This window comes from Paenibacillus sp. 2TAB23 (assembly GCF_052115165.1).
Classification (GTDB): Bacteria; Bacillota; Bacilli; order Paenibacillales; family Paenibacillaceae; genus Pristimantibacillus.
In genome coordinates this window covers 49,365-70,637 of record NZ_JBFRGD010000019.1, presented here as the reverse complement: position 1 = coordinate 70,637, position 21,273 = coordinate 49,365, and the positions used below count along the sequence as shown (strand labels likewise).

Annotated in this window: 10 protein-coding genes; 5 read left to right on the top strand and 5 right to left on the bottom strand. The window is 49.2% G+C overall.

Translation table 11 applies throughout. The features are described 5' to 3' along the window. Positions 1-65 precede the first annotated feature (65 nt). The 3 genes from AB4Z29_RS23500 to galA all read right to left on the bottom strand — a co-directional run bounded on the left by AB4Z29_RS23500 (position 66) and on the right by galA (position 8,119). Positions 66-3,191, bottom strand: a complete 3,126-nt coding sequence (locus AB4Z29_RS23500; protein ID WP_441945416.1) for an S-layer homology domain-containing protein — start codon at positions 3,189-3,191, stop codon at positions 66-68. A gap of 249 nt (positions 3,192-3,440) precedes the next feature. Next, positions 3,441-5,702 (bottom strand): hypothetical protein, encoded by a 2,262-nt coding sequence (locus AB4Z29_RS23495; protein ID WP_441945415.1) that lies wholly within the window; start codon positions 5,700-5,702, stop codon positions 3,441-3,443. A gap of 47 nt (positions 5,703-5,749) precedes the next feature. Then, entirely contained in the window at positions 5,750-8,119 is a 2,370-nt protein-coding gene (gene galA, locus AB4Z29_RS23490) for a beta-galactosidase GalA (protein WP_441945414.1), read from the bottom strand. Positions 8,120-8,322: 203 nt separating this feature from the next. On the opposite strand from galA, the gene AB4Z29_RS23485 reads away from it, so the two are divergent. The 5 genes from AB4Z29_RS23485 (at position 8,323) to AB4Z29_RS23465 (ending at position 16,467) form a co-directional block, all read left to right on the top strand. Next, entirely contained in the window at positions 8,323-10,395 is a 2,073-nt protein-coding gene (locus tag AB4Z29_RS23485; RefSeq protein WP_441945413.1) for a right-handed parallel beta-helix repeat-containing protein, read from the top strand. 31 nt (positions 10,396-10,426) lie between these two features. Next, a complete protein-coding gene (locus tag AB4Z29_RS23480; RefSeq protein ID WP_441945412.1) occupies positions 10,427-12,763 on the top strand; it encodes a helix-turn-helix domain-containing protein in 2,337 nt (778 codons plus the stop codon). A gap of 211 nt (positions 12,764-12,974) precedes the next feature. After that, the gene (locus AB4Z29_RS23475) at positions 12,975-13,952 is read left to right on the top strand and encodes an ABC transporter permease (protein ID WP_441945411.1); all 978 of its coding nucleotides are present in this window, start codon (positions 12,975-12,977) and stop codon (positions 13,950-13,952) included. 17 nt (positions 13,953-13,969) lie between these two features. Continuing rightward, the gene (locus AB4Z29_RS23470) at positions 13,970-14,860 is read left to right on the top strand and encodes a carbohydrate ABC transporter permease (protein WP_441945410.1); all 891 of its coding nucleotides are present in this window, start codon (positions 13,970-13,972) and stop codon (positions 14,858-14,860) included. 53 nt (positions 14,861-14,913) lie between these two features. Further along, positions 14,914-16,467, top strand: coding sequence for an ABC transporter substrate-binding protein (locus tag AB4Z29_RS23465; RefSeq protein WP_441945409.1), 1,554 nt, complete (start codon positions 14,914-14,916; stop codon positions 16,465-16,467). 419 nt (positions 16,468-16,886) lie between these two features. On the opposite strand, the gene AB4Z29_RS23460 is transcribed toward AB4Z29_RS23465, so the two are convergent. Continuing rightward, entirely contained in the window at positions 16,887-17,942 is a 1,056-nt protein-coding gene (locus tag AB4Z29_RS23460; protein ID WP_441945408.1) for an S-layer homology domain-containing protein, read from the bottom strand. A gap of 117 nt (positions 17,943-18,059) precedes the next feature. Beyond that, positions 18,060-20,870, bottom strand: coding sequence for a cohesin domain-containing protein (locus AB4Z29_RS23455; protein ID WP_441945407.1), 2,811 nt, complete (start codon positions 20,868-20,870; stop codon positions 18,060-18,062). Positions 20,871-21,273: the final 403 nt, after the last annotated feature.

Sequence of the window (21,273 nt, the reverse complement as noted above, 5' to 3'; positions counted from 1 at the left end):
TTATTAGTAGAATCATACAAATCCCGTCCCTCAGATAAAGGACGGGATTTGTATTCGTTACGATGCTATTCGGAATAATTCAGTAGGTTAGCGATAATGGCGGCTGCTTCGGCGCGTGTCAACGCTGCTGATGGTGCAAATTCACCGTTTGCACGCCCTTTAATTAACCCTTTACTCGCCAAATTGTTCGCCGCGTCACTCGCCCATTGCGGAATAGCATCGTTATCGGTAAATGGCGTTGCTTGCTCCGTTACGGGCTGCAGCGCAAGTGCTTTAGCTACGATAACGGCCATTTCTGCTCGTGTAATGGCTGCCTGCGGACGGAAGCTTCCATCCTCAAAGCCGTTAATCCAGCCTTTTTGTGTGGCTTGCGTAACCGCTTTAATCGCCCAACCACCTATTTTCTGCTCATCGGTAAAAGAAGGCGGAAGCACGTCGTTATCCTGTGTCAGCTGTGCTTGCATAGCATGAACAAGCATGACCGTAAACTCTGCTCGCGTAATTTCGCGGCTTGGCTCAAAGGAAGCATCGCTCGTGCCTTTAATCATCATTTTGGATGCAAGCGCCTGAATCGCATCGAAAGCCCAGTGGGAATTCGGTACGTCAGTAAAATTTTTGGATACCGTTAGTACTGCATATTTGCTGAAATGGTTCGTATTCCCTGCCAGCTCGCCATTTATTGACTCTCCGCCTACATAGGACAAGCTGCCGTCATCAGCAATTCTGTAAATCCCTGGCTTGCTGCCGTTTTGTTCCTGAGCGGTCTTGAAACGAATGCCAATTGGACTCGAGAATGAGGATAGCTCTGACAATTGGCCGTCACGCTTACGCAATGCAAATGTGAGGTCAAATATCGAACCGTCGGCCTCTACTGTCAAATAGGCAGTGCCATTTGCTTTCGCCAATAATGCATCAGCTTCGGCCTTCGGCAGTTCTTTGACCGAAAGCACGATCTTGCCGTCAGCCCGGTCCGCCGCTGCAACGGATTCTGCAAGCTGCTTCAGTACATCCGCTGGTACGGTGAACGTAATCTGTTCCCATTGGAGCTCGAGCTTATTGCTGCCTAACCGTTCGTTTGCATCAACGGGCAGGATAAGATCCTGAATGCCTTTCTCCACCTTTATCGTAACCGTACCATTGCCGTTTGACGAAGCAAGCTCATCATTTTTGACGGCATATGAGGCTGGATGAGGATTAAACGGAGGAATCGTCGGCGTAGTCGTAACCGGCGATGAACCGTTAGTTGTGACGCTTAGCGGTTCGCTTGGCTCAGATCGATTCCCGGCAGCGTCTTTGGCAATAACCGTGAAGCTGTAATTCGTGTAAGCCGTTAGGCCAGAAGCCGTGAAAGCTACGGCATCTGTCGTGGAGCCTATAAGCTGCCCGCCTGTCATAATATCATAGCCGGTCACGCCGACATTATCGGTCGATGCCGCCCAAGCAATGCTGATGCTTGTGTCAGACTTTGAAGAAACCGTTAGTCCGGTTGGTGCATTCGGCGCTTCCTTCTCAAGCGGAGCACTGACCGTAATCATTTGCTCCTTCAAGCTCGCACGGCCTAGGTCGCTCCATACGACAAGCGTTACACGGTATGTGCCAGGCTCGTTATACTTATGTGTGGGGTTAATGTCCGTTGTAGGCAGACCATCGCCAAAGTCCCAAAGATTCTCAACAATCGTGCCGCCGTTTGGCAGTGATGCATTGGCGAATGAGACCGTTTCTCCCGTCTCGGCTGTAAGCGGTGCTTCGAAGTCAGCAGTCGGCTTCGGATCTGTGAATCCACGGGACTCCAGCTGTGTATCCGTCCCATTGCCGCTAACCGTATTGCCGCTCCACTCCAAGTCTGCTGCCGCTTCAGGATAGGTTTCGATCGTAGGACCGGCGTTGTCTGTAATCGTATTATTAATGAAGCTAATGCGGTCGACGCCTGCCGCGCCTGTAATATCTATCGCTTTCCCGCCATTATTGCGAATGATATTGCTATCAAACGTAATGTTCCGCGAGTTCCCATGTATGCGAACGCCGTAGCCGTCGTAACCTGGATAAGCGACCGATGGATGGCCGGTTTGCGTATTTTGGAACGTATTTTTATAGAAGTATTGAGTTTGCTCAATCTGCCCCGTACCTTCGCCTTGCAGCTGCATGCCCCACATCACAAGGTTTTGAATCGTGTTGAAGCCCCAGTATTGATAACCGGTACCCGGCGATTGCTGCATGCCGACCTGCTGGCCTCCATCAACGAGATTATCCGTTGTAATCGAATGATTGGACATGATTTCTAGGCCCATGCCTTTAACGGTATCGCCAGCGGTTTGTATCGTATTGCGGCGAATCGCATTATATTCAGACCTTACTACGCTTAGCCAGTGGTCGACCACGTTATCCTCGACCAAAGAATGGTTTACATTCGTGTGAAGCTCAATCGATAAGCCGTGATCCGTATGCCCAGAACCGGTCACAACGTTGTTTCTAACGACTGCGCCTTCCACGCCGTCATTCAGGAAGATGCCGCCACGTCCGGTATCAGCAATCTTATTTCGAAGAATCGTCGGATAGTTGGAATCATAGCCAACCCGCATTCCCGCTCCCCACATCGAGTCTACGCCAATATGATTGAACTCGTTGTCCGTAATGACAGCATAATCGTTATGAGCTACGAGAATACCGAATGGGCCAAAACCTTCGGCTCGAGTCATATTCATAATGCGATTGTGATGCAGGTAATGTCCCCCATTGCCTTCTGACACCGTATCGTCGGCGATGATGCCGCCCTCGGTATTAGCGTTCCCATTGCCATCGAGCGTCAATTGCGCTACTTCTACATGGCTCCGGCCATTTAACGAAATCAAATAACCAACGGAATCACCCGTATATTTGATAATTGTCGTATCGCGGTTTTCCCCGATCAGCTTAATATCCGACTTGCTTTCGATTGTATCGGATATGTAGTAGGTGCCTGACGGAATAACTACGGTATCGCCAGCCTCTGCGCCGTCAATGGCTGCCTGAATGCCAGCCAAATCATCGAGCTCATCGCTCCCATTCGCTCCGTAAGCGGTTACATTTAATGACGAAGCATAAGCGGTAGAGATTGGCAATGCAGGCAGCAGCAATGTTGCCGTACATAACAAGCTGATGATTCGCTTGTTATTTTTGGTCATACGTTTACCTTTGGACTTGCTTGGCATCATTCATCTTCCTTTCTCATTTGAGATTGCATGCGCTCACAGGACATGGCTGATTTCAGGCAGGATGCTTGCTCATGATGCAGCCGGCTTAGCCGGATCCCCTTTCATGTGAAAGGCTTCCAGCTAAAAGCCGACTCGCCGAGTGAATGCTGCAGTTACTCTCAGCATGACCATTACCTACAGAAAATCAAAGTGTACAATTCGCCAAATGATGTATAATCCAGCTGTACATTTTTCGAATAACCGCAAATATTACAAGATAAACGCTAATGTTTCTCCTGCAGGCACAGCAATCCGTTTCCATGCAACGGAAGCGCACGGGCCCAGCGGCTGCTTAGCCTCATCCTCTGATTCCACCAGCAGTTTAATGTGCGCAGGGAACTTCGTATTATTGTGAATGGTAAGCTTTGATCCATCCTTTCCTGCAGCCTCCAGACTGCAATCCACTTGATCAATGACAGTCATATCGCCGCTTTTCTTGTTCACATAGATACCGGGCAGCTCAGCATAAGAAAGCATGAGGGATACCTCGCACCAGCATGAATACGGTATCACCTCTCCCACGTATGCCTGTCCTTCCCAGTCGCTCATATTGACCCGCTCGCTCATATAGCCAGCCGGCATGTCATCGCCATCCCATCCCCTAACCGGACGATCTTCCCGCGACAAATATTGTGCCATGTTGCCGGCAATTTCTCTAAGCAGCTCCATATAAAGCCCGTTTCCGGTAGCCCGGTACAGCTTAAATAACGAATCGCCGGATAATGTACAAATGCCTGGAGCACTGTGCTTGTTCTGAACGTTGGCAATGACGGAGCCCGTTGTGCGGATGCCGAGCCGATCGAAGGTTGAGCCTTGCGGAAAACGGAAATCATACGAGACACACCAGCTCATGCACTGCAGCGCTGCCTCCTCCGCACGCGTGAGCCATGCCTGATCACCACTCTCATCGAACAGCACCATATAGGACTCCAGAAGCGCGAATGCGGACTCGCTGTCCGGGCACTGCAATATTTCACCAGGACCGCCGGTCGTGACGCCCTGCTTCGTGAATTGAAGGTAGAAATATTCAGCAGCCTGCTCGGCAACGGTTATATACGTCTTGTCCTTGAAATATGCACCGAACAGCGCCAAACCTGCCGGAGCTATTCCAGCGCCTGCCGATCCGCCGACCAAAATATCCCCTGTTTTGGAATGAACCCACTGGCCGAATTGCCCGTAGCTGCGCCAGAGCTTTACAAAGGCATCAGCTAGCCGTCTAGTTCCTGCAAGCCAGCTCTCAGGTATAACAAATGCAGGCATCACCTGCTCCAGTGCTATGAAATGCTTCATGATGAAATACAAAGCATCCGCGCTCTTCCGCAAAATATGCCACTGCTCGGGATGGTCCCGGTCCGGAGCATCGCTGAATTCGTCCCCGTACCATTGCCCTTTGTAACATACGCCATGGAAGAAGCCCGACTCCGTCTGGCTGCTGAACATGAACCGCAGCGTGTCCAGCGCCCGCTGCGCGGAAAGCTCACTGCCCTCCAGAAGCAGCGCATAGCTCGACATACCGCCGCCTACCCATCCAATCTGCCAATCCTGATGCTTCATATCGATGGTTCCGACCGCGTAATAGCCTAGCTGATCATTCCAGTTCAGCGCATTATATTTCTGCTCCTGAACTTCCCACGCTGCAGAGAGCGGCAAACTTGGCGCTAGCGGGGAGCTCGGCATGCCCTGCTGCCTAACCTTTGCAAATTGCTCGAACAAGCCATTTACGGAATCGCATGGAAACCGATAAATCTTGGTTTTCAATACGACGGTTTCGCCTGGCTTGAAATCATGCCCGCTGTCCGTGCTAGTCACGCTTGTTGTCGTCATTTCGTACTTCCTATCAGGCCGCACTCCCGGCGCTTGAAACGAAATTTGGGCAGTGCGCCTGTCATCGTCCTCCTCCATGTGCATGGAGGTGTCTCCAAGGTTCGTCGCTTGCTCGGTTATAAACAACCAGCCATTGCCGGACTTCTCGTCGAATGCGCCGATTGCGGGTGTCGCGGCATCACCGGTCAGCAAGTGAAAAGCAGATGCATGGTCACGCTCAATCGATAACCTTGGAACATCCGTAATGGTCGTTGGTATATTAGGACCGCGCTCCGTAAGCTTGGTCCAGCATGGCGCATAAGGCAGCTTGCGCACGTTGAAACGGTTGCCGTTATACACGGCTCCGGGAACAAGCACATAGTTATGCTCTGACCATTCGCTGAAGCGGAAAGACAGCGAGGCAGACGTCTGCTCCGAATAGCCGGTTGATTGGAATACAGCAGTCAGCTCTAGTCCCTCCAACCGATCAGGATCGCCTTTTGTATCCAGCCTTACACTCCATTCGGCGCCTACGGCCGTTGTTGTTTTCCCGTTTGCTCCCCCAAAGGTCATCTTGCACTGCTCCAGCTGTACAGCATTCTCGTATCTTCTTATGAAAGCCTCAACCTGTACGTTTGGTAACACACTTTCTATCGCTTCAACCGCCAATTTCCATTCCCCTTTCTTTTGCTGCACCCATATTCTTACGTTTTCAATTACTCGGCGCTGACCTCAATGACTACTTTCGATGAATGCAAACCCGCAGCCGTTGCCTTAAGCGTTATGCTTCCATGGCCAAGACCCGCCTGCACAAGAGCCAACGCATGGCCATTAAAAGCTCTTCGGCTGCTTGCTTTGTCTGATTCATGGCTGCTTGGGTTGCCGTTGCCTACACCGAGCAGCGTACCCGCACCTTCTACCTGGAAATGCACCAATGAATCCGCATAGGGAACCACGTTGCCGCTCATATCCAAAATACTTACTCTCACGGCCGCTACGTCCGCGCCATCCCCGCTAATGGCAATACGATTCGCTTCTAAACGGATCGCATGCGGTTTGCCAGCCGTTATTCGCTTGCTCTGTGCCGCTGCCGCTCCGCCTATTTTACCAATAGCCGTAAGCTCCCCAGGCTCGTACGCAACCGCCCACTCCATGCTGTAATGCGGCTTCACCGCGTGCTCGCCAAGCGATCTCCCGTTCAAAAACAGCTCCACGGAATCGCAATTGGTATACACTACTGCCTTTATCTGCTCCCCTTCGCGCTCAGGCCAGTTCCAATGGGGCAGCAAATGGACGATTGGCTCGTCGACCCATAACGCTTTCATCAGATAATAGACATCCTTAGGAAATCCGCAAGTATCCATCATGCCGTAATGCGAGCTTATGCACGGCCATTCGTACGGCGTAGGCTCGCCTCTGTAATCAAAGCCCGTCCAGATAAAAATACCGGTAAGGTACGGATTGCGAAGCACATCGGTCCATGATTTCTCTGGACTGCAGCCCCAGGATGGAATATTCGTACCATATTCCGTGCAATAGCCCTTAACCGGGTCATCCTCGTATATGCCCCTAGTCGTTGTATAGCTTGCGGATTCGCTGCCAAGTATAAGCCGATCCGGATTTTTTCTCCGCCCGTCCACGTCCGCTCCACGATGCCCGTAATTATAGCCCACAATGTCGATCGCTTCCGCATAACCGCCGCTGCTCCAGCCATGGTTCATTGCCGCCATAGTCGGTCTCGTGGGATCCAGCTTATGTGCAAGCTGCGACATCGACCGCAGTATGCGAGCTCCCATGACCGTACCTTCGAGCACCTCTTCATTCTCCAAGCTCCATAGGATGACGGAAGGGTGATTGCGATCGCGCAGAATCATCGCTTTTAATTCATCCATGCCTCTTGCAGAGCTGTCCAGCTTCCGATTCTCATCCATGACGAGCATGCCCAGCTCATCGCACAAATCAAGCAGCTCTGGTGATGGCGGATGGTGGGCACTGCGGTAAGCATTGCACCCCATCTCCTTCAAGAGGTTTAGCTTGTAAGCAATCAATGCCTTAGGCATTGCAACGCCGACCCCTGCAAAGTCCTGATGATTGCTCGTGCCTTTGATCGGATAATGATTTCCGTTTAATAAAAAGCCTTGATCTTTATCAAAAACAATCGTTCTTACCCCGAATCGCGTCTCAACCCGATCGACCAGCTTATCATCTTCGTATAGTTCGGTCATCGCTATATATAGGAAGGGATGCTCTGGCGTCCACAGCTCAGGCGCATCCATATGGAGTGCAAGTACTATCGTTAGTTCCTCTAGTCCAATAAGAGCGGCATGACTAGATTGCTCTGCAACCTTCCGCCCGCCTACGCGCTCGCGAATAACGGTATGGCAGGTGAATACGCGCTTGCCTTCCCCTTCATTCATTACCTTTGTTTCTAGGGAAACGACGGCTGCGCCGTCTTGACCAATAGTTGTTGTTACATAGATTCCATACGGTGCAATATGGAGCAAATCGGTCGTTTGCAGCCACACATGGCGGTATATACCGCTGCCTTCATACCACCAGCCTTCATGATCGGTGGCATCCACCTTCACGAGCACGATATTGTCCCCTTCCTCGCCGTAACGAAGCACATCGGTTATATCGTACGCAAAACTGGTATAACCGCCAAAACGCTCGCCGATCAGATGACCGTTCACCCATACGGTGCTTCTGCCCGTAACGCCATCGAAGCTGAGTTCTATTCTTTCCCCTAGCTGCTCCGCTGGGATGGTGAACCGTTTGCGATAAAAACCGATTCCTGCCTGTAAATAGCCATGGCTGCCTGCTCTCGAACCCATGTCGGGATCATTGATGAACTGTCCTTCCGGACACCAGTCATGCGGCAAACGGACACTCTCCCATCCTTCCTGCATATGCTGGGCTTCCTTATCTACATAGGCGATATCCAGCCATTCGCCTTCCTCCCGCTTCCCGCAATCGGTCAAGCCGCCCGTCATCCCCCCTTTTACCGCATAAGGAATGAACAGGTCACCTTTGTGAAAATACCAGCCTTCATCGAAATTTTGTCTGCTTCTTGCTCCATCTGTCATTTCCGATTCCTCCATTCGCAAGCTACTCCGGCATAAGCGAAATCCTTCTTTTCTATCGATCGAAGGTTAAGTTAACACGGGAGCCGACACCAGTCTACTGTGAAAAAAACGATTAAGTGTACTTTATTTGAAAGCACTTGCACCCAGTGCTGCATCGGTTTTATAACTATAATGTACAGTTTCTAAATAGGGGGTTTTTAAGGATGAGCATCATGTATTATGTAGCGGTAAACGGAGACGATAACGCGCAGGGAACAAGAGAGGAACCATTCCTTACGATAAGAAAAGCACAGGAAGAGACGCGCCGGCTTATCCAAAATGGAATGGACCAAGACGTAGAAGTATTGATTAGGGGCGGGCTATACGAGTTAGATACTCCGCTCCGGTTTGACCATAGAGATTCCGGGAGAGACGGCTGTCTTATCCGCTACGCGTCTTTCCCGGGAGAAGAAGCCGTTTTAGCTGGCGGCAAACGTTTAACCGGATGGATCCCATATAAAGGAAGCGTTTGGTCAACGAAGCTGGATGCGGGCTTCCGTTTCCACACGCTGTATGCTGACGGCAAGCGTATTCAGCAGGCTAGGCTGCCAGCGGTCGGTTATTTTGAAACGGCTAGCCTAATTGCCATTGATGATGAAAAGGCTAACAAAAGCGGCATCCGCTATCGCTCGGAAGATCTTCCTGCACACTATGACTTGGCGAGAGCGCAGGTGTTTGTCTGGCCGGGGGAAGGCGAATGGAATTGGTTCTCTGAGACGAAGCCCATCGCTTCGGTTCATGCCGATGAACAGCTAGTACTATTCGAAAGTCCCTCTATATGGCCAATCGGTGCTGGTTCCCGGTATTATATGCAAGGCTCTCTGGACTTCCTACAGGCGCCAGGGCAATTCCATCTGGATTCAGCTTCAAACACGCTGTACTACTTTGTTCAAGATGGCGTCACAGATCCAAACGAGCAGATCATTATCGCTCCAAAAATTACGCGCCTGCTCGAAATCAATGGCAAAAGTGCCAATGAGCCGGTACGTTATCTGCAATTGGCTGGGCTTCGCCTCACCTGCACCGATTTCTTCCGCGAATACCGCATGATGGACGACAATGTGGAGCAGGAGGCGCATCGCGAGGGCTTGATTTATTGCAATCATGCCCAGCATATTCAAATCGCAGGCTGCAGGATTGAGCAATCCGGAAGCTGCGGCATCTATCTGGACCGCTACGTTAGAAACGTAACGATCGACAGGAACGTCATAAGCCATTTCGGCTATATGGGCATCAGCATGAATGGATTTGCGCCAGGCGCTGGACCCTTCGACAGCGCAGACGCTTCCTTCACGAATGGTTATCATACGATTACGAATAACCGAATCGAGAATGGCGGCCAGCTCGTCGGACATGGCTGCGGGATTCTCCTCTATCAGAGCGGACATAACCAAATCAAACACAATAGCATTGCCGATATGCCTAGGTACGGCATATCCATGAAGGGGCTTCGACATAAAGCGATGCCAGCCGAGCTTTATGGTATTCCGGTTACTTGGGAGAACCATTGGAATTTCCTGCACAGCAAAAACAATTTCATTGCTTACAACGATATTTCGGAGGTTATGACAGACAGTCAGGACGGCGGCTTGATTGAGGCTTGGGGAGTTGGGAGAGGCAACGTCATTCACAGCAATTACCTGCATGACAGCGGCATCCATTTCTCCTTTGGATTTGGAATCTATTTGGATGATGCAGCCGATGATTTCACTGTGACTAACAATGTCATAACCCGCTTATACAGCACAGGCGAGGGCAAGCTTTGGATGCTTATTTTCTCGAAGGGAATAGGGAATCGAATCTTTAACAATCTGCTTGCCCAGAATCCTGCTGCAATCTCTGCGATCGGGTCACAGGAAATGGCTGACGAAGAAAACAAGGATATCGAAATTGCGCGCAATATCATTTACAATTCAGGTTATCTATATTATTTTGTTAACTATAGCGATGTGAGATTCACAGCCGCAGACCGCAACCTTTATTGGAATAACGGCGCACCCTGCAAAGTAGCGGGCTGCCTGCCGCTTGCCGCTAGCGGGGAAGACGTTCTTGGCAGAGAGGAATACGACTGGGCGCAGTGGCGGTCACTCGCAAACGGCAAATACGACGAAGAAACATTGCATGAGGACCCTTCGTTCCTGCTTGCCGATAAGGCTGATTACCGTCTGCAGCCGAAGTCACCCGCCTATCTTCTTGGCTGGAGCGATATCGAATTCGATAAGTTCGGTCCGCAATAAACAGATCGTTGACACAGGGGGCTTGGATCAGATGAAGGTATTCGGATTCTATAAATCCAAAAAATATTTGCAGCGGGTCATGTTCTCCATCATGGCGTCCATGGTGGTCGTACTCGTTGCATCATCGGTATCCAATACGTATATTCTAGAGAAATCGGTCAAAAGCATCCAAGAGGAATCCAACCTGAAGGTGCTCTCGCAAATTCAATACAATCTTTCCTATATGAACGACATCATTACGAGGCTTTCAAATTTCGTATACCGTGACCATTTTCTAATCCCGCTTATGTTTAATGATGATTTGCCCAAAATGGATCTGATCCGCGGCCATCGTCAAATGTCGAATATTATGGAGAGCTCTTCCTTTCTGCATTCTATGGTCATTTACAACAAATCACAGTCGAAGCTGTATGGAACGAGCAGCAGCCTGCTGCTCGACGGCGGCGAAACGGATCAGCGAATTAGGAGCCTGCTTCTAGATGCCAAAAATCCGCAGCCAACGAATCGACTCATTCCGATGAGCCTCGGACAACAAAAAGGGCGCATCGATACCTTTGCTTTTATCGTAACGGATTCCTTGAAACCGTTCACAAGCACGCAATCTGCCATTATTTTGTTCATTAAGTCCGACTGGGTATTCGAAAGTTTGAAAAAAATGAATGTAGCCAGCGACCGGGATCAAGGCGAAATCTATATTCAAACACAGGATGGAAAACTGCTATCGTCTGATCCTCAAGCCACTTTTGTATCCGATCAGGCTCAAACGCAGGTTAAAGAGCTTGTAGAGGCTCATAAAGCAGAAGAAAGCCGCTCTTCCGGATTTTTTATTGGCCAGCTTTCCGGCGAGAAGGAAATGGTTACCTTCATGGATGACGGCCTTGGCGCCTGGACTATTCTTTATATCCAGTCCTATGACAAGCTGATGGGAGCAGTGACCCATACGCGCAATCAATCCTTGCTGATCTCTGGCCTTTTCCTTCTGCTTGCGATCGGATTGTCGGTGGGATTGTCCTATAAGCTTTACAATCCAATTGAAAATATGCTGAAACGAATCCGGCCCCATCTGCCTGACGGCAAGCAAGACGGCAATGGCGCGGATGATGAGCTTCTGCTTATGAGCGACAATTATATGAAGCTGTCAGAGCAGCTAAGCGAAATCAGCTCCGAGCAAATTGTAAGCAAATATTATATTCGAAGGTTTTTGTCCGACAGCCAGCTGTTCTCCGACCATGACATGCAGCATCTGATCGAAAAGCATCATCTTAATATATCGGTCAAGGATCATTTGCTCGTCTGCGTACTCAAGATCGACCAGTTCTCAGCCTTCGGCAGCGGTATGGCAGGAGCGTCCAACAAGCTGTACAATTTTGCCATTATCAACATCGCGCAAGAGATTATGGGCAGCCACTATCCATGCGAAGCTGTCGAGATTAGAGGCGACCATGCCGTTCTTATTTTGTCGCCAAACGAGTCCGATTCGGGCAGTCGATTCGAGCAAGTCATATCAAAGCTTCAAGAGATTCAAGACACGATCGAGCGCTTCTACAGCATTTCATTGTCCTGTGGCATTAGCGACGTCATTTCCAACTATTCATTTCTGTCGACGGCTTATACGCAGGCATTGCGTTACAGCCAATATATGATCGTAAAGGGGAATAAAGCTATCATTTCGTCGGAGGATATTAAAGGCAATCTGACTAGCAAGCAGGTCTCACTGCCGGATGCAACGGAGAAGAAGCTGGCTGAAGCGCTTAAAAAAGGACAGCTGACGAATGCGGGCAATGAGCTGGAGAAAGCTTTTTCATTGATCGCAGGCTTCCAGTATGACGATATGATTCGCGCGGTATCCAATCTTGCCTGGGTCATTAAAAACGCTGCCAGTGAAATAAACGAGAATCGCGTCGTGAATTTCTCTGTCGATCTGGATTATATTCATCTCATTACGCAGGAGAAGGAAACGCTAGAGGAAATGTATCTCTCCCTCCTGTCGCTATGCGCCAAAATTTGCGAAGGTCAGCGCCCAGCCAACATGGAACGAAACGAGATGATGCTTGAAACGGTGAAAGAGCTTATCGAGCAGAAGTTTTCCGACATCAATCTAAGCCAGCAATCCATCGCGATGAGCGTCAAGCTATCCTCCGCCTATATCGGCAAGCTGTTCAAAGAGAACTATAAGCTGTCCATTACGGAGTATATTAATGAGGTTCGCCTCACTCATGCTCAAGTGCTGCTTGAGCAGAACAACTATACGATAACCGAAATTATGGACAAATGCGGATATGCCAACCAAAGCTACTTCTTCCGTCTTTTCAAAGGCAAGGTCGGAAGCACGCCGAAGGAATACCGGATGAAGAAATCGATCTCATAAGCTGTTATTTATAGCCGAATAGACCCTTTGCACACTGCCTGCAGTGAGCGAAGGGTCTTTGTATTTGGCGCCATATCTACGAATATTCACAAATTCGAATATTTTACACCTTTGGAATACAGTTATTCGCAAAACCTATTCTACCCACAGCCTTAGCTTCATGGCATGATTGGCATCATAACAGGAACGCATCAGATGGAGGAGATCACAAGTGGCCAAAACAGAACCGGGACTTTCGGGTCTAAAGGCAGCAAGCAAACAGAACAAGCCCGGCTGGCTTCGCACGGAATGGAAGCATTTGAAAAAAAATCGGGAGCTGCTGCTGCTCGCCATGCCAGGCATATTATTTAAGTTTGTAATCGCCTACATTCCTATGATCGGGCTCATTCTAGCCTTCAAGTATTTCAGGTATGATCAAGGCATCTTCGGCAGCAAATGGGTCGGCTTCGACAACTTTGAATTTTTATTCAAAGCACAGGATGCCGTCCGTATTATCCGCAACACCCTGCTCTACAATATGTCGTACATCATCCTGGGAACCGTAGCCGCCCTGCTGCTCGCCTTGCTCCTCAATGAGCTAAGCGGCAAGCTCATCAAGATTTATCAGACAACGATGTTTTTACCTTACTTTATATCCTTTGTGCTCGTCGGCTATATCACGAACGCCTTTCTCGATCATAAAGGCGGATACCTTAATACGATTATTGGCTGGTTTGGCTTAGATCCTCACAAATGGTATTTGGAAACGGCGCCTTGGATCTTTATCCTGCCGCTCGTCTCCTTGTGGAAAGGCATCGGCTTCTCTACGCTCGTCTATTATGCCGGCATTACAGGCATTAGCACCGATTATTACGAGGCTGCCAGGCTTGACGGTGCTTCCCGCATTCAGATGATGTGGCGGATCACGCTGCCGCTCCTTAAACCGCTCGTCATTATATTGTTCATTTTGGGACTGGGCAACATATTCCGCGGCGACTTCGGCTTGCATTATTTTGTACCGAACAACGTCGGTCCGAATTTCCCAACCACCGATATTATCGACACCTATGTATACCGCGCCCTTACTAAGCTAGGCGACATTAATTCCGCGGCGGCGGTCGGCTTCCTGCAATCAGTAGTTGGTTTGATCACAGTTGTATCCGCCAATTATCTGGTGCGCAAAACAGACAAGGATAATGCGCTCTTTTAAAAATGGAGGAATCATATATGCCAACTACCAAAAAATTCAACGTGATGAACGGGGTCATCAATGTTTTTCTAACCGTGCTTTGCCTGATGATTGCCCTTCCATTCGTACTCGTGGTTATCATATCCATAACCTCTGAGAACAGCCTTGTCCAGAATGGCTATCAATTCTTGCCGAAGGAATGGAGCTTCGAGGCTTATCGAATCGTGTTCCAGAAGCCTGATCCCTTAATTAAAGGATATCTCGTTACGATACTGATCACGGTTGTCGGCACCGTGCTCTCGCTGCTTCTGACAGCCATGACCGCATATCCCATCTCACGCATGGACTTTCGCTACAACAGGCCGATTACGTTTTATATTTTTTTCACCATGCTGTTTAATGGCGGCCTCATCCCGTTCTACATTATGATGACGCAATACTTGCATTTGAAAAACTCGCTGCTCGCTCTCATTCTTCCGACGCTGCTTAGCCCCTTCAATATTATGATTATGAAGGGCTTTCTGGACAAAATCGGTAAAGAAATTATTGAATCGGCAAAGGTTGACGGAGCCAAGGAATTCAGGATTTTCTTCCGTATCATTTTGCCGCTGGCTACTCCCGCACTAGCTACGCTAGGCTTATTCATCTCTTTTGGCTACTGGAATGAATGGTTCTATGCGCTGTTATTTATTGACAATGACAAATACATTCCTTTGCAGCTGCTGCTCGTGCGCATTTTGTCACAGATCGAGTTTTTGGCTAATTCACCGCTTGCCCAGGTCGCTGATAAGCTGGCATATGCGAATTTCCCAACCTTATCTGTCCGAATGGCCATGGCTATTCTCGCAGGCGGTCCTATGCTTATCATATTTCCTTTCTTTCAGAAGTATTTCGTGAAGGGTATTACAGTAGGTTCCTTGAAAGGATAAGGAGCGACTATTGTGCCATATAAAAAAACATTATATAAACGGAGGGTTCAAACGTGAAAAAAACAAAAACAGCGTTACTGATTAAATGCTTCGCGCTCATGCTTTGCCTCGCAATGATCGCGGCATGCTCCAACAATGGCAATACGCCGGCAAACACTAACGAGCCTAGCAACGCCGCCGAAAAATCTCCCGAAGCAGCAGCTTCAGAAGAACCTGCGCTGCCCGAAGCCAAGCTGACCTTTATCTACCCGGTTTCTGCCAATCCAGGTCCGGACCAAAAGCTTGTCAACGATGAGATCAACAAATATTTGAAAGAAAAAATCAACGCAACGGTTGATCTGAAGCCCCTTACCTTCGACGAGTATGAGCCTAAGCTGAACGCTATGCTAGCTGCAGGCGAGGACTTCGACTTGGCATGGAGCTCCAAAGGATGGCTTGGCAATTACCAGCCGTATATCGATAGGGGCGCTTACCTAGAAATTACAGACGAGATGATCAGCAAGTTCGCGCCGGAAGCCCGCGCTAACATTCCTGATAAATTTTGGCCGGATATGCTTGCGGTTGACGGGAAAGTATACGGCTTCCCAATTTATCAGGTTGCTGCCAAATCCAAAAGCTTAGCAATCCAAAAACGCTTTATCGAAAAATACAATCTGGACGTCAGCACGATTCAAACTTACAAGGATATCGAGCCATTCCTGAAAACGCTCAAAGAAAGCGAGCCTGACATTATTCCGCTCGGCCTTGCTCAAAACTCTTGGGGCTTGTACACGGACCGCACAAAGGTCGGCGAGGGGCTGCCGCTTAGCTACGCTAAAGACGATGCGTCGCTCAAATACATTAGCAATCTGCAAATCCTTGACGAGAAAAAAGCTTATTATGATGATATGCGCAGCTGGTACCAAGCTGGCTATATTAACGAGGATGCTCCCATCATTCAAAACATCAATGATTTGAAAAGCAAAGGAAATGTAGCTGTTTCACTTGAATTCACATCCAAGCCTGGCGGCGAAGTTGGGGAAATGGCCGTTAACGGCGGCAACGAGGCCGTCTACGTTCCAATCTCTGACAGCTACTTCACAGGTATCGCCGGTGCTATGCACGTCATCAACAAAGGCTCCAAAAACGCAGAACGCACGCTTATGCTGATTAACCTGCTGAATACGGACAGCTACCTTTACAACCTCATTTGCAACGGCATCGAGGGCAAGCACTACAACAAGGTTGACGATAAAAATATCGAGCCGATCAAGGATTCCGGTTATGCGCCAAACGGCGACTGGGTATTCGGCAATCAATTCAACGCATTCCTGAAGCCAGGCCAGGCTGCAGATACATGGGAGAGAACCATCGCACTTAATGAAAGCGCGATTGTCCCAGCAACAAGCGGCTTTGGCGTAAACGAAGAAACGATTAAAGCGGAGATTGCGAACATCACAGCCGTCAACAATGAGTATCAGGTTGCGCTTGAATCCGGCTCGGTTGATCCTGCCAAAGAGCTTCCGAAGTATAAGGAAAAGATGATTGCTTCCGGCCAAGAGAAAATCCAGACAGAAACAGAAGCACAGTGGGAGAAATTCAAGCAAGAAAAAGGCCTTGTAAAATAATAAGTACTGACAGTACTGACAGTACTGACTTGATAGACGGAATTTACAAAAGGGGCTGTCTCAAAAGTAGCAAGCTCGCTGAAGAGATAGCTCGCTTTGAACAGAAATGTTGGAAAACATGAAAAAACAGCGCTACAGCGGGCTATTACTGTAGCGCTGTTTTTCTATTCTGGTCTATAGCTGCTTGCTTATGTAGATTGTGGGCAAGCATTTTCGAATTCGTCTACTTCGCAGAGGGATCACCATTTTATTAATCGTAGTCAATAAGGTAAGAACTGGAATACGAACTACTTTATGATGGTACGGGGGGCGGCAAGTTCAATACCTAATTATATAGCCTGTCTGTACATAAGAGCGACCCCCGCTTGGAGTCGATTCTTCGTGTATAGACAGGCTATAGAGGATGTGCCGAATGAAGGTCAGCTGACGGTGGAAGTGGAAGAAATACGGTCTAATATTCTTAGAATCAAGGTAACAGATTCTGCCCGGGTCGTATAACCGCCTGGTGCAAACTTATTATTGCCCCTTCCCTTGACTATGCCTATGTCCGAGGCTGTTGCAATGGCTGGGTAAGCCCAATCTGGAATTTGGACAGTATCATCATAGGCGAGCGGAGGACTCGAGTCCAACTTGTCTTCGTACCCTAATACGCGCATCAGCATGACCGTAATCTCAGAGCGAGTAATCCATCGTGACGGCCTGAACGTCGCGTCTTCGTATCCCCTCACCAATCCGGCAGCAGCCGCTTGCGATACATGGGATTTTGCGTACTCCGGAATGCTCTCATGGTCCTTAAAGGTCTGTGCTAGGTCTGATGGAGATGATGGAGATGATAGAGCGAGCGCTCTTGATAGCATCGTGGTGAATTGAGCACGAGTTACCTCGTTCTGCGGAGCGAATCTGCCATCCGGATAGCCGTTGATCCAGCCCATTTCCGTCGCCCTTGCAATGTTTTCCTCGGCCCAATGCCCTTTAATGTCAAGATAGTTAATCGGATTCTTCATAGAAATATTGACCTTCAACAACAAGCCGGGTTCTGTAATTGTGCTGCCACCTATACTGTCAACCAATTTGACACGCGTTAATTGAATAGCAGCATCGCTCTGACGTATGGCTTCGAATCGCAACGAAGCGAAGCGCACATGTCCGCTCTCCCCCTTGATATTGCTTACCTTAGTGTGTGCGAATGTCATTTTTCCGTTCTCGACGATTGGAGGGACCGTGAAGCCCTCCCAAGTAGTGGATGCTTGACGGAACTTTAATACCTTCGGGTCGTAGGATAGACGAAGCTCGTATCCATAGACGTCCTTCACGCTATGGCCTTCAACAGTGACGACTACTTCATCGCCAACCTTTACTTTGCTGATGGAGCTGCTTAGTGAGAAAGTGGTTTTGTCCTCGGCGTATGCCATGGTCGGCAAGATCGTGAATAGCAGAAGCGTGGACAGCAGAAGCAGAAATATTCGATTTTTCAAGCGGGTCATCTCCCTTGTTAATAGGCATCGGAAATTGGAATGAATAGGCTAGAACAAGGCAAAGGGGTATCGACAGCATCAAGCTCTATCGATACCCCTTTGGCTGTATTAGAACAATTATTTAGTCAGGATAAGACGTGCCAATGCGACAAGGTCTTCAATGTCGATTGTGCCATCTTTATTGATATCGTACTGTTTAACTTGATTCCAATTTGGACTATCCGAAGATTGGCCATAAGCCTTCGCAATCAAAGCCAAGTCGCCAACACTTACTTTGTTGTCGTCATTGAAATCTCCTGGAATTATTGGTTTGGAAATCTCGACCGTATGCGTATCTCCGCCAATTTCCGCTTCCACGCCTTCGCCATCCGCAATTACTAGATGCGTGACTTTGATATCCGAGATACCAGCTGTGTTCTTTGCCTTGAAGCTAAGCTTAAAGAGATTCTGATTTGGATTAATTACGCTGTCATTCAAATGAGTGCCTATAATTCGAATGCTTCCTTCTTGGCTGTCTGTGCCTACAATAACAAACTTCTCGGAATCCACGGATACTGGCTGACCAACAAGCTCCAGCTTATTAGCGTCATATTCGATTGTAATGTCTTGTGCATACACTTCCTGTTTCAAGCTTTCAAGACCGTAGGTCACATCGAATGTATCACCAAACTGCACTAAAGCTGGACCTGACAAAGTTGCTGAGCTAGTCGTGCTGTTTCTGTACTGCGCGAACATCCAATCGAAGATGTTCTTATCTGCGTACTCTTCTTGGCTTGCGCCATACCTGAAGCTGGCGTTTGATTGGCCGAGAAGGTTGCTGAACACTTGGGCTTCGGTTTCGTGCGGTGTCCAGTCAAAGCCGTAGTACGGGAAATTAAAGGCCTGGTTGGTTTCCAGAACATTCACATTGGCTGCTGAATATAAGCCGCTTGCGCCAGCGCCTGTTGTGAAATACTGTGTCCATGCATTACCAGCGCCGTCATTCTTATGTGTATGCGCCCATATGGCCGTTTTTGTGAGCTCGGGGTTCGCGGTAAGCTGCTCCACGGTTGGCAAGGTGCCTCCTGCAAGCGGAACGATTGCTGCGAGAAACTCAGGATTGCGGTTATAGAAACCGATTGTGTACATGCTGCCCATCGAGAAGCCGGACATGTAGATACGGCTCAGATCCACCTTGCCCTCAGCGGCAAGTTTCTCCACGTATGCCATAAGGGCCTCGTTGTTGTCCTGATTGTTCGAGTGGTTCTGCGTAGCTATGATGTGCACGTTGTACTTGCCGGGGTTCTCCAATTGGCGCTTGGAGAGCACGGCTGCGCCGTTCGCGGTTTGCACTGGCGCGAAGAAGTCCCCTGAAGGACCGCCGCGGCCGCCGCCATGATTGTAGATGAACAGCGGGAGAGGACCGAGGTCTTCCCAGGACTCGTCGATCGAAATCAGGATGTCCATGCTGCCAGTGCCGTCCGGGTTTGTTTTGTCCGGGACAAACTTGTCGAGCGCCGGGTTTACTACCGCTGCTTGAGTGAATCTCGGGGTTATGGTAGTGCCGTCTGTCAGCTTGATCTCACGATCCATGTTGACGCGGTAATTGAGGAGTGCCGAGAATGCGTTTTGCAAGGTGCCCGAAACCATTGCGCCGGATGTATAGCCATTGGCATTCCAGAACTCAAGTTCGACGATGATGTAGCGTCCGCTCGGGGGCATATTTGTTACGAGGTCGTCGGATCCCGGTGCGGGCGAAATGTAGCCAAGCGGATTGGGATCATTATTTACGTATACTCTGGTGATATTGCGCAAGCCGTCGAAGATCACGGTCGAGCCATCAAGCCTTGTGTTCCTCGCGGCCGCCGTGAACATGTCGGCGCTCAGGTCGGCAAGGTTTGCCGCATTGCCTTCGCCAAGGTCGATGATGACCGCTGTAGTGACGTTGCCGACTGAGAATATGTCGTTATACACTGTGAACGGTAAATCCGCTGCGTTTGAAATAGGCTTGAATGTCACGTGGATGCTTGTGCCGCTCGCGGTGACGTTCTTTAAGGTGTATGTGTTGTCTGCAACAGCCACTTCTTCGTCGTTAACCGTAACCTTTGCCACTTCAAACCCGAAAGCGGGATTTAACGTGAAGGTCACGTCTTTGCCATCGTTTACCCAAACATGGCCTGCCAGAGAGGACGGACTTATACTGCCGTTCTCGCCCGATGACGCCATGACGTAGTGCTGAACGCCGACGTTCACGTTCGGTTCATACAGCCGCAATGACGGTGACTCCTGCATCTGCTCAATCAATTGAGCTGCGCTCGTCGTGCCCGCCGCCTTGCTCTTCGCGGTGAAGCCGTCTTCCGTACTCGTCAGGGCAAAATTAAACTGGTTGTTTCCGCCCCAAACGTACAGGGACACTGTGTCTTCTTTTTCATCCAGAACATGCAGCAAAAGGCTCTGCTGGTTGCCATTGATGGCTGCGCCGGTCGTATTGAGGGGCGCATGCTGCGCGTTGAAGCTGGATTCCCTTCTCAGAGGTTCCGTGCCTCCGCCTGCGCCGGGAGCGTTGTTCAATACATAGTAGCCTGGGCCTTCGCCAAGACCGCCGGATGCCGCCGCAGTATTTGCGCCAAGGCCAAACTGCCAGATCATGTCGTCCGTCACTTCGGATGTGATTAAGCCGTCTTCAATCGTCACGGTTTTGGACACCATGCCAACCTGAGTGTCGCCGGTGACGTCGCCGGGTGTGTTGATTGTCGCTTGAGCGTTAGCAAGCGCGCCGTGCTCGGACACGATAAGATAGCTTTTGCCAATCTGGACATCAGCAGGGTCGACCTGCCTCCACGTGTCGTTTGGTTCCGGCGCTGCCTCCGCCTTGGTCTGGTGTAAGTTGAAACCTGCAACCATAATGAAGCAAACCAAGAGAGCCACCACTACTCTTATTTTACGCATTACCTAAAACTCCTCTCTTATTCCTTGTCTCTTCCCTTTCATTTACCGGTATCATAAGGAGAACCGGCATTGTTCACCTGGCAAGTATAAACAATCTTGATCTCGCGGGTACCGATATAGAAAACAAAATCAGGTCTGACTTTTCTTGTCGCTTTCACGTTCGCGATAAAGTTCGATACAGCAAATTCGGAACCGCTTACATTTTTTCCTACGACAATAATGACAGCATCTGTACGCTCGTGAAAGGAAAATTAAGTTACCGATTGATACTCTCTATCGTATATAATTCCATTCCCCCTTTTCATTTGTTAATACATGTGTGTGTTTCAGGAGCTCCTTTTGTATACGCTTTCAGTATATGAACATTTTTATTGAACAACAATGTGCATTTTTTTACTTACTT